At 57.7% G+C, this 14,199-nt stretch carries 12 protein-coding genes; 11 read left to right on the top strand and 1 reads right to left on the bottom strand.

All coding sequences use genetic code 11. The annotated features are described in order from the left end of the window. Positions 1-7 precede the first annotated feature (7 nt). The 11 genes from ACO4XG_RS07175 (at position 8) to cooS (ending at position 13,449) form a co-directional block, all read left to right on the top strand. Positions 8-724, top strand: coding sequence for a response regulator transcription factor (locus tag ACO4XG_RS07175; RefSeq protein WP_009533458.1), 717 nt, complete (start codon positions 8-10; stop codon positions 722-724). A gap of 61 nt (positions 725-785) precedes the next feature. Beyond that, positions 786-944, top strand: a complete 159-nt coding sequence (locus ACO4XG_RS07170; RefSeq protein WP_308509306.1) for a hypothetical protein — start codon at positions 786-788, stop codon at positions 942-944. A gap of 54 nt (positions 945-998) precedes the next feature. Beyond that, a complete protein-coding gene (locus ACO4XG_RS07165; RefSeq protein ID WP_308509305.1) occupies positions 999-2,150 on the top strand; it encodes a sensor histidine kinase in 1,152 nt (383 codons plus the stop codon). Further along, the gene (locus tag ACO4XG_RS07160) at positions 2,137-4,485 is read left to right on the top strand and encodes a hypothetical protein (protein ID WP_308509304.1); all 2,349 of its coding nucleotides are present in this window, start codon (positions 2,137-2,139) and stop codon (positions 4,483-4,485) included. The genes ACO4XG_RS07165 and ACO4XG_RS07160 overlap by 14 nt, the downstream gene beginning before the upstream one ends. Then, complete coding sequence (locus ACO4XG_RS07155) at positions 4,485-5,447, top strand: ABC transporter ATP-binding protein (protein WP_308509303.1); 963 nt, start codon at positions 4,485-4,487, stop codon at positions 5,445-5,447. Before ACO4XG_RS07160 ends, ACO4XG_RS07155 begins: the two co-directional genes overlap by 1 nt. Next, positions 5,422-6,276: an ABC transporter permease gene (locus ACO4XG_RS07150; protein ID WP_308509302.1), complete on the top strand. Its 855-nt coding sequence runs from the start codon at positions 5,422-5,424 to the stop codon at positions 6,274-6,276. Before ACO4XG_RS07155 ends, ACO4XG_RS07150 begins: the two co-directional genes overlap by 26 nt. 50 nt (positions 6,277-6,326) lie before the next feature. Further along, complete coding sequence (locus ACO4XG_RS07145; protein WP_308509301.1) at positions 6,327-7,562, top strand: SPFH domain-containing protein; 1,236 nt, start codon at positions 6,327-6,329, stop codon at positions 7,560-7,562. 15 nt (positions 7,563-7,577) lie between these two features. Next, entirely contained in the window at positions 7,578-8,648 is a 1,071-nt protein-coding gene (locus ACO4XG_RS07140; RefSeq protein WP_308509300.1) for a TFIIB-type zinc ribbon-containing protein, read from the top strand. Positions 8,649-8,657: 9 nt separating this feature from the next. Continuing rightward, entirely contained in the window at positions 8,658-9,533 is an 876-nt protein-coding gene (locus ACO4XG_RS07135; protein ID WP_308509299.1) for a TPM domain-containing protein, read from the top strand. 41 nt (positions 9,534-9,574) lie between these two features. Then, positions 9,575-11,065: a threonine synthase gene (thrC, locus tag ACO4XG_RS07130; protein WP_308509298.1), complete on the top strand. Its 1,491-nt coding sequence runs from the start codon at positions 9,575-9,577 to the stop codon at positions 11,063-11,065. Positions 11,066-11,217: 152 nt separating this feature from the next. Continuing rightward, on the top strand, positions 11,218-13,449 hold the full coding sequence (gene cooS / locus ACO4XG_RS07125; protein ID WP_308509297.1) for an anaerobic carbon-monoxide dehydrogenase catalytic subunit: 2,232 nt from the start codon (positions 11,218-11,220) through the stop codon (positions 13,447-13,449). Between the two features lie 113 nt (positions 13,450-13,562). Here the strand turns inward: cooS and hpf are convergent, their stop codons facing one another. Further along, a complete protein-coding gene (gene hpf / locus ACO4XG_RS07120; RefSeq protein ID WP_308509296.1) occupies positions 13,563-14,093 on the bottom strand; it encodes a ribosome hibernation-promoting factor, HPF/YfiA family in 531 nt (176 codons plus the stop codon). Positions 14,094-14,199: the final 106 nt, after the last annotated feature.

The following is a 14,199-nucleotide window of genomic DNA, read 5'->3' as shown; positions in this document are numbered from 1 at the left end:
AGGAGCTATGGCAACGGAGACAACGATACTGGTTGTGGATGATGAGAAGGAGATTGCGGATCTGGTCGAAATCTACCTGGTCAGCGACGGCTATCAGGTGGTCAAGGCAAACGATGCCGAGGAGGGGCTCCGGCTCTTAAACGAGTACGAGGTACAGCTTGTGCTGCTGGACATCATGATGCCGGGCATGGACGGTCTCGAGATGTGCGCAAAAATCCGGGAGACCAGAAATATTCCGATTATCATGCTCTCGGCAAAGAGCGCGGATATCGACAAAATCAAGGGCCTCGGCACCGGTGCCGACGACTATGTCACGAAGCCCTTTAATCCGCTTGAGCTCACGGCGCGCGTCAAGAGCCAGCTGCGCCGCTACACGCAGTTCAATCCGCGGAGCAGCGAAGAAGAGGTAAGTCCGAAGAAAAAGGGCGAGATTTCGGTGCGCGGGCTCATCATCAACCGCGACAATCACAAGGTCTCGGTCGACGGCAAGGAGATTCGCCTGACGCCGATTGAATTTGACATTCTCTATCTGCTCGCAAGCAACACGGGGCGCGTTTTCTCGACCGATGAGATTTTCCAGAATGTCTGGAACGAACGTGTCTACGAGGCGACCAACACGGTCATGGTGCACATTCGGCGCCTCCGCGGCAAGTTAAAAGAAGACAGCCGCGAGGACAAGATTATCACGACAGTCTGGGGTGTCGGTTATAAGATTGAGAAATAAGTGCCTGTATCACGACAAGTGTGAAACTGGTTTTGTCGAAATGACAGAGGAGGTCATGCGCATGAAGAAGAGCAGACGGACAGGAGTGGCGGCGGAAAAAGGCTTTTGGAAACGATTTTTTGTTTCGCTGTCCCTAAGTCTTTTGGCGACGGCTATAATTGTTTCGGTGACGTCAGCGGGGGATACAGCGCGCAGCGGGACGAAAAACAGGTTGCTCTGAAAAAGCGGTACGGATACAGGAAAGAGGCCAGAGTCTTAGGAGGTAGAGTGCAGCGTGAAACAGAAAAAGACAAATGCAGGGGAGAGCTTTCAGCGGAAGGTTTTCTCCTCTCTGCTTTATAGCCTTTTGCTCACTTTGACGGTCGAATATTTTGCGGCAAGGAATCTGCTCGCCGTCGCCGACTACGAGGTGCAAAGCGGTTCCCATGCGGCACTGTTTCAGCCGATTGCGGATTTCCGTCTGTTGACTTTGCTTTTGCTCCTTGGCGGCGGCATTCTCTTTTTCTGCCTGGTCTTTTGCATTCTGCAGCGAAAGTCCTTTGCCTATATCGGCGCGCTCTCAGCGGCCATGCGGAACATGGCGGAGGGCGATTTGCGGGCTGCGGTGCACATCGAGGGAGATGATGAGTTCTCGGAGATGGGCGCAAATCTGAACCGGCTCGGCGAAGAGCTGCAATCTCTCATGGAGCGGGAGCGGGAGGCGGAAAAGAGTAAGTCGGAGCTGGTCACAAACATCGCACACGATCTCCGGACGCCGCTCACCTCAATCGTCGGCTATCTCGATATTCTTCGGACCAAGTGGGACGGTCTGGATGCGGAGACTGCCGTGCACTACACGGAGATTGCCTATGAGAAGTCAAAAAAGCTCGAGAAACTGATTAACGAGCTCTTCGGTTTTACGAAACTCTCGGGCGGCGAGCTGGTCATGCATGTGAGAACTCTGGATCTCGTGCAGCTTCTCGCCCAGCTCCTCGAAGAGTTTTATCCGAGTTTTTCGAAGGCGGGACTTCACTATGAGCTGATTGCGGACCGGGAGAGCCTTTTGCTGGAGGGCGACCCGGAACTCCTGGCGCGGGTCTTTGAAAATCTGATCGGAAACGCAATCAAGTACGGCGCCGAGGGCAAGCAGCTTCGCGTCTTTTTGAATACGGCGGAACAGTTTGTGACCGTGCGGGTCGTAAACTACGGCAAGGTGATTCCGGCGGAGGAGCTGCCCCATGTGTTTGACCGCTTTTACCGCGTCGAACAGTCCAGAAATACCAAGACGGGCGGCACGGGGCTCGGGCTCACGATTGCCAAAAACATTGTGGAGATGCACCGCGGCGAGATTTCCGTGACGAGCGATCTCACCGGCACGGCCTTTATCGTGCGGCTGCCGCGAACACTGGATTTCACAAGGGAAAATTTTGCCAATGCGTACCATTGAAGTGCAATACGGTTATGAGAACCGTGTAAAGGGCGGCCGGAACATGCCGGTCACCTTGACCATAGACAACCGGGACGGGTCTGCGATGGAGGGCAGTGTCGAGTTTTTGTTCCGCCAGGCAGACGGCGAACGCTATGCCTATGCGTATCCGTTGCAGCTCTCGGCAGGCGAAAATAAGCAGAGCTCTTACGTTGTGCCGCTCAGCGCGGGAGCGGACGCGTTCTGGGTGCGCCTTAAGAATGAGGCCGGAGAGATCACCGAGGTACAGCAAGTGGACCTCACGCAGAACAGCGGAGAACCCGAACTCTTTGTCGGCATTCTCTCGGACACGCCGGAACTGCTCTCTTACCTGAACGGCGTCTCGGTGAATTACGGGCAGATGAAGACGCGAACCTTCACACTCTCGGAGAACAATTTTCCGGAGGACAGGCGGCAGCTTGACTCGTTCGATCTCATTGTCATCAGCAACTATCAGGTCTCGAAACTCGGTGTGCAGCAGGTGCGGGCGCTGATGCAGTGGATGCGAAACGGCGGCGTACTGCTTTTCGGAACCGGCGAGCGCGTCAACGATACCCTCGGGATATTCGCGCCGGAGTTTCTCGACGATATGTACAATCAGCCGGAGAAGCGCGATTTGCCGCTTGCCGCAACCGACGGTTTGACGGTACAGACGCCGGGCACGGAAAATGAGGCCGAGGCACCGGTCTCGCTGCCCTATGTGCACATCAATCTGCACGGCGGCAGTGTGATCTTCTCGGCCGGTGACAATCCGCTGATCACGGCTGCAAATAAGGGAAGCGGCACGCTTGCCGTCGCTTCGATCGATCTGACGGCACTCCGCGACTATGCATCCGCGCATACGCTCTACACCGATCAGTTGCTCACGCGTGTGCTGGGCAGCGCGAGGCTGGAGCGTCTTGCCTCGGAGTCCTATGTCACGCGCTACGGCGACGACTGGTCGGCCGAGACACTGGTGGATAACGGCAGTGCGCCTCTTTTGCCGAATCTTCTCGGTTACGGTGCCGTCCTCTTTCTCTATCTCCTGCTGATGGGGCCTGCGCTCTACTATGCGCTGCGCCATCGGAAGGCAGAGAGACTGTATCGCCGGGCAGCGGTCTTTGTGAGCCTCTTCTTTGCGGCACTGCTCTGGCTGATGACAGGCAGAACGCGGTTTCGCACCACCTTTTACAGCTATGCGAGCATCCAGGAGGCCGGCTCGGACACGCTGTCGGAGACGGTCTATCTGAACTTAAGAAATCCGCGGCATAAGAGTTATCATCTCGCGCTCGAACCGGGGAGCGAGATTGTGCCGCTCGCGTCCGCGCAAAAGGCAGTCGGCAAGACCGCGCTGACGGGGCGGGAGGAAGCGGAACTCACCATCACCGAGCGCGGCGATGCGCGGGAAGTGTCGGTCAAAAATCCGCCGGCCTTCAGCGAAAAATTATTCCGGCTCGAGAAGAGTGTCCCGAATGAGGAGGCGCTCGGCTTTCAGGGAGAGCTGTCCCTCTTTGGCGACAAGGTCAGCGGCACGGTCACAAACCGCTATCCCTATGCCGTGAGCGATGCCTTTTTGCTGTTTTACGGAAAGGTGGTCGCGCTCGGTCACATGGATACAAACGAGACCGTGGATGTCTCGGAGCGAACGGTATATAACATTCCGATTAACAACAAGCAGACGATCGCGGCCTTTTTAACCGGCGTCTATGACGGCGGCAAGACAGAGGCAGAGCGCCTTCGCGCGATGGAGCGGGCGGGATTTCTCTCGTTTTACCTCTCAGAGACAGCGGGCAACTATACGCCGGACGCGCGCGTCGTCGCTTTCTCGACGGAGGAAAATGCCGGAAAGGCGGTTGAGACGAAAGGACTCCGGCACTTTGGCATGAATCTGCTGACGACGGTTCTGACTGTCGAGGCAAGAGAGGGTGATCTCATCAGTCGCTCGGCGCTGATGCGTTCGCCGGAAGTGCTGAGCGGCGATTACATTGCCTCGACCAATTCGTTCTACCGGGGCGATCCCGTTGTGCTGAGCTATAAACTCGGCAAAAATTTCCGCACGGAGGAGCTGTTAATCGAGGCGCCGGATGCGATGTTTGAGAGCAACGACCGGGGCGTCGGCACGGCGGAGTTCCGCGGTGTGATTTCTTTTTACAATTACCGGACCGGCAATTTTGATGACATTGCATCGGGCAAGACACACTTCACGGCAGAGGAGCTTGCGCCGTATTTTGCGCTCGACCATACTCTCACGGTGCGCTACGCCGAGGAGAAGAGCGAGAATTCGGAGCGGCTCGACATTGCGCTGCCCTGGCTCACGGTCATAGGGGAGGACACATAATGCTCGTATTTTCTGATGTCCGGAAGTCGTACCGGAATCTGGAAGTGCTGAAAGGGCTCACACTCTCGGTGCCGCGGGGCTCTCTCTTCGGGCTCATGGGGCAGAACGGCGCCGGTAAGACGACGCTGCTCCGCATTGCGGCAGGGCTTCTCGCACCGGATTCGGGTGAACTCCTGGTGGGCGGTATCGACGTGCGCCGCGACCCGGCGCGCGCAAAGCGGCTCATCGGCTTTGTGCCGGACGGCTTCGGCGCCTATGACAATATGTCGGTTGTCGAGTACATGAGTTTTTTTGCGAGCTGTTTCGGCCTGTACGGCCGGAGCGCGCGGCTTAGGACAGAAGATCTCCTGCAGCGCGTCGGCCTCTCGGCGCGGCAGGACAGTCTGGTCACCGAGCTCTCGAAGGGCATGCAGCAGCGACTCTCGCTGGCACGCGCGCTGATTCACGACCCGGAACTCCTGGTACTCGACGAGCCGACCAACGGTCTGGATCCGGGCAGCCGCTTTTCGCTCCGCGAACTGCTGGGCGAGCTCTCGGAGAGCGGAAAGACCATTCTTTTAAGCTCCCATGTGCTCTCGGAGCTCTCGGAAATCTGTACCGACATTGCGGTACTCGACAAGGGACGGGTGCGCGCGACCGGCGAGGTGCAGGAAATTCTGCGGCAGATTGCGAACTCCAACCCGCTGCGGGTCGCTGTGTTGAACGGCGAGAAGACAGCGCTCCGGATGTTCCGCACAAATCCCTGCGTCCGCGCCGTAATGCAGGAGGGGAAGCAGTTTCATCTGGAATTTATCGGGAGTCCGGAGGATGAGGCCTCGCTCTTACAGCAGCTCATCGACGCCGAAGTTCCGGTCAAGAGCTTTGTGCGTGAGCCGGGCACCCTGGAATCCTTTTTCCTGAACATGACAGTCGGCCGAGAAGAGAGGATTATCGTACATGATGAAGATGAATCCGATATGTGAGAGAGCCGCCCGCGCGGCTGCCAGGACCCCGCGCTTCAGCGCCGCGCTGTTCGGCGGCAACGCGCTGCTCGCCGCGCTGGCGCTCTTTATGCTGGGACTGGTGTTTCAGCGCGCCGGTGAGACCGGCGAACTGCGCTATGTGGAAATGCTCCGCATCTTCCACACGCTGGTCTGGGCGGAACTCATCCTGGCCGCGCTCCTAGTGCCGGCGCGGGCGGCCGGTGCCGTGAGCGGCGAGAGAGAGCAGCGGACGCTGGATCTTTTGCTCGGGACTGCCCTGTCGCCGCGGCGCATCATCCTCGGAAACCTGTTGCAGAATCTCGTGAGCGCCGGCATTTTTGCGCTCTCGGGCCTGCCGGTGCTGCTCACGGCGCTGCTGTTCGGCGGTGTTTCCCTCGCGGATGTGGCACTGCTCTTTCTCGGTATCTTATTCTCGGCGGCGCTCTCGGGAAGTCTCGGACTCTTCTTCTCGGCGACAAACCGCACGACCGCGGTCGCGATTGTCGAGACCTATGCGGCGGAAGCATTGCTCTTTCTGGCGCCCTTCGGCATTCTCCTGCTCACGAAGAGCTTCGGCAGCGCGGGAACCGCGGTTTCCTGGCTGATTCTCTTTTCTCCGATCAGCCTGATGGAGAATCTTCTGTTTCACGCGACCGGGCTGCACGACTTTGCGGCGCTCGCCGAGAATCCGCTCTTACAGCAAGGCTTAATCCCGGCGGCGCTCCTCGAATGCCTTTTGATGGCATTGCTCTTTCTGGCCGCGGTGCGCGCCATCTCGCCGCGCCGCAGAAAACGTAAGTTTACAACGGAACAGAATTTGATAAAATGAATAGGTATTTGTAACCGAAAGCAAAGGCATAACAATACAGGAGGTGTGATATGGGTCTTATCAAAGCAGCAGTTTCCGCAATCGGCAGCGGTCTTGCGGATCAGTGGCTTGAGTTCCTCGAAGCGGACGAGATGGGCGAAGGCACCGTTTTTACCGGTGCGAAGGCGGTTCGCCCGGGCAAAGGCTCCAACACGAAGGGCAGTGCGGACTATGTGAGCAACGGAAGCCGCATTGTCGTCCAGAAGAATCAGTTCATGATGCTGGTGGACGGCGGAAAGATTGTCGACTACACGGCGGAAGAGGGCTACTATACCGTCAACAATTCGAGTGCCCCCTCGCTTTTCAACGGACAGTTCGGTGAGTCGCTCGGTGATGCGTTCAATCGTATCAAGTTCGGCGGTGTGCCGTCCGGCAAGCAGCAGGTGTTCTTCATCAACCTCCAGGAGATCAAGGGAAATCGTTTCGGCACACCGACGCCGATGAACTACTTTGATACCTTCTACAACGCAGAGCTCTTTCTCCGCGCACACGGTCACTACTCGATTCGCATCACGAATCCGCTGCAGTTCTATGCGGAGGTCATTCCGCGCGACGCGACGCATCTGCAGTTCTCCGAGGTTGCGGAGCAGTATCTCGCGGAGTTCCTGCAGGCTTTCCAGATTTCGGTCAACAAGCTCTCCGCGGAGGGCGAGCGCATCTCCTTCATTCAGTCGAAGATCAAGGACAGACTGAACGCCGAGGTCGATGCCGAGCTCGATGAGAAATGGGGTCCCCGCGGTTTCGAGCTGGTCGAGATCGGTGTCGACGGTCTCTCCTATGACGATCAGTCGCAGGAGCTCATCAACATGCGGAACCAGGGTGCCATGCTCTCCGACGCGACGATTCGCGAGGGCTTTGTGCAGGGGCAGATCGCACAGGGCATTCGCTCCGCGGGCGAGAATCCGAACGGCGGCGCTGTCGGCATGATGGGTGTCGGCATGGGCATGAACGCCGGCATGGGCTTCATGGGGCAGGCGAGCAATACCAACTACCAGCAGATGCAGATGCAGCAGCAGGCGCAGCAACAGGCGCAGGCTCAGGCTGCCGCACAGGCACAGCAGATGCAGGCGGCTTCGCAGGTTGCGGCCGGCGGCTGGAAGTGCCCGAGTTGCGGCGCGGACAACACCGGCAAGTTCTGCACCGAGTGCGGCGCGAAGCGCCCGGAGAGCAGCGCCTGGAAGTGCCCGAACTGCGGCGCGGAGAACAGCGGTAAGTTCTGCACGGAATGCGGCAATCCGCGCCCGTAAGGACTGAGGCAGATCATGGCAGGAAGCATATCCTATAAGTGCCCGAACTGCGGGGGCGAGCTCGTCTACGCCCCCGAAAAGGGCGGCTTTCATTGTCCGTATTGCAGCTCGGATTTTACGGAAGAGAAGATTAAGGCGCTCTATGAACAGCGGGAGGCGACAGAGGCCGCAAAGGGGCAGGCAGCCGAGGAAAAGGCTGCCGCGCGCGATGAGCTGGTTCAGTACAACTGCCCGAACTGCGGCGCTGTGATTGTGACAGAAGAGAGCACGGCGGCGACATTTTGCTATTACTGCCACAATCCGGTGGTTTTGGTCGGACGTCTCTCCGGTGCGGAGCAGCCGCAGTATGTGCTGCCCTTTGCGATTGACCGGAAGAAAGCGCTTGACATTTTCGGTGCCTGGATCAAGAAGAAAAAATTTGTGCCGCGCGCCTTCTACGATGAGAAGCAGATTGAGAAATTTACGGGGGTCTACTTCCCCTATCTGCTGTATAGCTGTGAGGCGCATTCGAACCTCCAAGGCGTCGGCACGCGCGTGGAACATCACGAGCGCGGCGATATCGAGGAAATTGTGACCAGCAAGTATCAGATTGAGCGGCACGGCGATTTGCCGGTGAAGATGGTCGCGCGAAATGCCCTGAAAAAGGCAAACCGCGTGCTGGCCGAGAGCGTGCAGCCGTTTGCGACCGAGAACCTGAAGCCGTTTTCGCCGAGCTATCTCTCCGGTTTCGTCGCGGAGCGGCGGGACATGGAGAGCGACGCGATTCAGGCAGAGACCCGCGAGGAGGTGTCGCGCTACGCGCTTGCGAGCCTCAGGAATTCGGTCTCGATGTACCAGGGACTTCCGGTCGACGCCGGGAATGTAAGCCTTGACCACGAGAAGCTCGAGTACGCGCTGATGCCGGTCTGGACCATGACCTATCGCGAGCCCGGTTCCTCCAAACTCTACTATTTTTCGCTGAACGGGCAGAGCGGCAAGGTGGTCGGCGAGCTGCCGGTGGACAACGGTAAGTTGTTCCGCTATTTTCTGACAATTTTCATACCGCTGTTTATCGCGCTGCTCGCGCTGATGTACTTCATTTCGTGAGGAGGCGGCATGAGAGAAAAAACCATACGACATATTCCGGTCGGCGTCCTGTTCGCCTGGCTGTTCCTGTTTTTTGCGCTTCTTGCCCCGGCAAGGGCCGATGCGGCCGAGACGCGCGTCTTTGATCAGGCAAATCTCTTCACCGCAACGGAAAAGCAGGAGCTCGAGCGGCAGATTGCGACGGAACGGGAAAAAATGAAGCTGGATCTCGTGGTTGTGACCACGAATCAGGCGGAGGGCAAGAGCGCCGAGGCCTATGCGGACGATTTTTACGATCAGGGCGGCTACGGCTACGGCGCAAAGAAATCCGGTGTTCTGTATCTCATCGATATGGACAACCGCCGCATTCATGTCAGCACGGCGGGCGGCGGCATTCAGCTCCTCTCGGACAGTGAAATCGAGAAGTTACTGGATCTCGGCACGCCGGGCGTCAAGTCGGGTAACTATGCGGAGAGCGCCTCCCGGGTGCTAAACGGCATTCAGGATTCGTATCGCAGAGCGCAGCGGAAGGGCTGGGCGTATGACGCCGAGAGCGGTGTCTGGACCAAAAAGAAACACCTGTCGCCGCTCGCGGCGCTCGGGTCTCTGGCGGCCTCTCTGGTCGCGGCGCTCGGCGCGGTAACCGGTGTCAAGCGGAACTATAAGATGCAGGACGGAGAAGCGCGCCGCGCCTCGACCGTCGCGGGCATCATTGCGGCAAGCGGCGCTGCCTTCGATTTCGGCGAACTCAGCGACCGGTTGCTTGACCGAAACCGTGTTGAGCGGCGCATACGCCGCAGCAGCGGCGGTTCCGGCGGCGGGCGCAGCAGCGGACCGCACGGCAGCAGCTCGACACACACGAGTTCGGGCGGTAGCTCGCACGGCGGCGGCGGCAGAAGTTTTTAAACGGATATACGCGTATCTTTGGAAAGTAAGGAGACAGAAGAATGGGTGAATTGCTTTATAACAGCACGCGGGGCGGCGAGACCGGCTGCACAGCGTCACAGGCAGTGCTGAAAGGACTCGCAAAGGACGGCGGACTCTTTATGCCCGACCGGATCCCGGCGTTTGATTTTGCGCTCTCGGCGTTAAAGGATGCCTCGTATCAGGAGGTTGCCTATCGCGTGATGCGTCTTCTGCTCACCGACTATACCGAGGAGGAACTCCGCGCCTGCATCGAGGGCGCTTACGATGAGAAGTTCGACACGCCGGAAATTGCGCCGCTGACCTACGCGGACGATGCCTACTACCTCGAGCTTTTCCACGGAAAGACCATTGCGTTCAAGGATATGGCGCTCTCGATTCTGCCCTATCTCATGACCACGGCGGCGAAGAAGAACGGCGTCACGAACAAGATTGAGATTCTGACCGCGACCAGCGGCGACACCGGCAAGGCCGCGATGGCGGGCTTTGCGGATGTCCCGGGCACCGGCATTGTGGTCTTTTATCCGAAGGGCGGTGTGAGCCGCTTCCAGGAACTCCAGATGCTCACGCAGAAGGGCGATAACACGGCAGTTGTGAGCATCGAGGGTAACTTTGACGATGCGCAGACCGCGGTCAAGCAGATTTTCGGCGACCGCGCGTTTGAGGCGGAGCTCGCGGAAAGACAGGTACAGCTCTCCAGCGCAAACTCGATTAACATCGGCCGCCTGGTGCCGCAGATTGTTTACTATGTCCACGCGTATCTCGAGCTCCTGAAGGAGGAAAAGATTTCCGAAGGCGAGAAGATTAATGTCTGCGTGCCGACCGGCAACTTCGGCAATATCCTCGCGGCTTACTTTGCAAAGCGCATGGGTCTGCCGATTGACAAGCTGATCTGCGCGTCGAACGACAACAAGGTGCTCTTTGACTTTTTTGAGACCGGCGTCTACGACAAAAACCGCGACTTTATTCTGACGACTTCGCCCTCGATGGACATTCTGGTTTCGAGCAATCTGGAGCGTCTTCTCTACTTAAGCGCGGGCTGCGATGCGGCAAAGCCCCGGGAACTCATGGAAGCACTCAAGACGAGCGGAAAATATGCGGTGACCGAGGAAATGCGACAGGCGACCCGCGATTTTGTGGGCGGCTATGCGACACAGGAAGAAGTCGCGGCACGCATTCGTTCGCTCTATGAAAAGACCGGCTATGTGATCGACACGCACACGGCGGTGGCCTCCAAGGTCTACGAGGACTACCGGAATGAGAGCGGCGACAAGACGCCGACCGTCATTGCGAGCACGGCAAGCCCGTTTAAGTTCTCCCGGGCTGTCATGGAAGCCATCGCGGGCGATGTGAGCAAGCTCGATGACTTTGCGGTACTCGAACTGCTCCGCGACAAGGCGGGGGTTCCGTTCCCGCCGGCGGTCGAAGAAATACAGCATGCGGAGATCCGGCACAATCGGAGCTGCAAGCCGGCTGACATGGAATCAATGGTTCGGTCTATCTTATTCGAGTAAGTGATAACGATCCATTCATAAAATGAATTGCGAAAAGGGCACCGTTGAATTGACAACGGTGCCCTTTTTCTTTACAATGTTGAAAACCACTTACCTAGTAATTAGGTATGTAGTTAGGGTTTAAAGGTTTTGCCCACGGAAATGAGGATAGCATGAGCGGAGAGAACAGAGAACAACACAGTCACGAGGCAGCGCAGGAACATGCGCACAGCCACGAGCACACGCATACACACGAGCACACGCATACACACGAGCACACGCATGCGCACGAGCACACGCATGCGCACGGCCATGTGCACGATGACGAGGGGCCCGCGCACATCCACAGCCACAGAAACATCATAGGCTTTGACAAGCACGGTGTGCCGACGGTGGTTGTGAAGGCGGACCATCAGGATGAGCAGGATGAGAACGAGTTTATCCACGACTACATGAACGCGGTCGCCGAGTACAAGAAAACCTTCCCGTCGAAGCAGGATGTCATCGACAACACGCCGGATCCGGCGGTTCGCGAAATGTTGCTCCGCGCGGAACAGCTTGGCATCGACACGACTTTTGACCGCTTTGACAAGCAGAAGCCGCAGTGTAGCTTCGGTCTTGCCGGCATCTGCTGCAAAATCTGCAACATGGGGCCATGTAAGATTACGCCGAAGAGCCCGAAGGGCATCTGCGGCGCGGATGCGGACCTGATTGTTGCGAGAAATCTGCTCCGCTCTGCGGCGGCCGGTGCGGCGCAACACGGCATGCACGGCAGAGAGGTCATTCTGTCGCTCAAGTGGGCGGCGGAAGGCAAGCTCGATATTCCGATTCTCGGTCAGCAGAAGATTCGCGACACGGCGAAGGCCTTCGGCATCAAGACCGAGAGAAGAAGCATTAAGCGCATTGCCTCCGAACTCGCGGACAAGCTGCTCGCGGATATGTCCAGAACCGTTCCGGACGACTACGAGGTCATCAAGGCCTGTGCCCCGGCAGAGCGCCAAAAGGTCTGGAAGGATTTGGACATCATTCCGATCAGCGCCTACCACGAGGTCTTTGAGGCCTATCATAAGAGCGGTGTCGGCACGGACGGCGACTGGAGAAGCATTATGCAGCAGTTCCTTCGCTGCGGTCTTGCCTTTACCTTCTCGGGCGTTGTCTCGACCGCGATTGCGACCGACAGCCTCTTCGGTGTCGGCGACCGCGTGACCTCGAAGGTCAATATCGGCGCGCTCAAAAAGGGCTATGTGAACATCGCGGTGCACGGTCATCTGCCCACGCTGGTCAGTCAGATTGTCAAGGTCGGCCAGGAGGAAGAATTCATTGAGCTCGCAAAGAAGGCAGGCGCAAAGGGCATACGCTTCTACGGCATTTGCTGCTCCGGTCTCTCTGCAATGTACCGCTACGCCGGTGTGATTCCGCTCAGCAATGCGGTCTCCGCGGAACTGGTGCTCGGAACCGGCGCGCTGGATCTCTGGATTGCGGACGTGCAGGACGTGTTCCCGTCCATCATGGAGGTTGCAAAGTGCTTCCAAACGACCGTTATCACGACTTCCGAGTCGGCGCGTCTGCCCGGTGCGGAGCGCTTTGAGTACGATCATCATCATTCGAACATCGGTGAGACTAGGGAGCTCGCGGAGCGCATTGTGAAGCGCGCCATCGAGAGCTTTGAAAACAGAAAGGGTGTTCCGGTCTACATTCCGCCTTACGAGGTGGATGCCGAGGTCGGCTTCTCGGTCGAGTATGTCCACAAGCGTTTCGGTAGCATGGCACCGCTCGCGGAGGCCGTGAAGTCGGGTAAAATTCTCGGCATTGTGAACATGGTCGGCTGCAACAACCCGAAGGTGCTCTACGAGAAGACCGCGCTGGATGTCGCGGACATTCTCCTGAAGAATAACATTCTGATTCTGACGAACGGTTGTGCCTCCTTCCCGCTCATGAAGATGGGCTACTGCAATATGAAGGACGGACTGCCGAAGGCAGGCGAGTCGCTCCGGAAATTCCTCTCGCCCGACCTCCCGCCGGTCTGGCATGTCGGTGAGTGCATTGACAATACCCGTTCCTCCGGTATTTTTGCGGGTATCGCAAACGAGCTCGGTAAGACCCTGCCGGAGATGCCGTTTGCCTTCACCTCGCCGGAGTGGAGTAACGAGAAGGGCATTGACGCTTCGCTCGGCTTCCGCCTGATGGGGATCAACTCCTATCACTGTGTCGAAGCGCAGATTCACGGCTCGAAGAATGTGATTGAGTTCCTGAAAGAGGGAACCCGCGAGACGCTCGGTTCCGTCATGGTGGTCGACACCGATCCGAAGGCACTCGCGGAGAAGCTGGTCGAGGACATCAAGGCAAAGCGCCGCGCGCTCGGCTGGGTCGTTCCGGGCGATAAGCGGAAGGCAGCTGCGCCGTAAGCGAAAGGCGCAAGGAAAAACGAGTCGCAAACAAAAAAAAAGAGGTCGCGCATCTGCGCGGCCTCTTTCGCTTCTGATGGAATGGAAAAACAAGTGGAACGGTGAGCGGAAGCTCAGACACGCGGCTCAATCAGACCGTAGCTGCCGTCGCGGCGCTTGTAGACAACCTCCACATTGCCGCTGTCTCCGTTCAGGAAGACAAAAAAGGCGTGGCCGAGCAGTTCCATCTGGAGGCAGGCCTCCTCGGGCGTCATCGGGTGAAGCTCAAACTTCTTGTTCTTCACGATGCGAAGATCGGCCTCGGCCTCATCCTCCGTCTCGTCGAGGAAGAGATCGGAGAAGGCGAGTGCGGACTGTTTTTTGTCCGCGAGCTTCGTCTTGTATTTCTTAATCTGGCGCTCAATGGTCTCTTCCGCGAGATCAATCGAGGCAAAGAAGTCATCGGTTGCCTCTTCGGCGCGGATAAAACCGTTGCGGGTCGGAATCGTGACCTCGATAATCTCGGCATCCTTCCGGCGGCTCAGAACAACGCGCGCCTCGGTATCGGGAGCAAAATACTTCTCGAGTTTCCCGAGCTTTTTGTTCACCTGATTCTTCAGTCTGTCGCCCAAATCCACGTTTCTTCCGCTAATGGTGATACGCATACTGTTCTGCTCCTTTCAAGTTTGATGCGAATGCACAGCTTATTTTCCGACACTTTGACGGAAAATGCTGCGATGTTGCTGATTTCAGTATAGCATAAATCATGAA

It is taken from the genome of Stomatobaculum sp. (assembly GCF_057248925.1).
The sequence above is the reverse complement of the archived record's forward strand: the minus strand, read 5'-3'. Positions and strand labels throughout refer to the sequence as shown.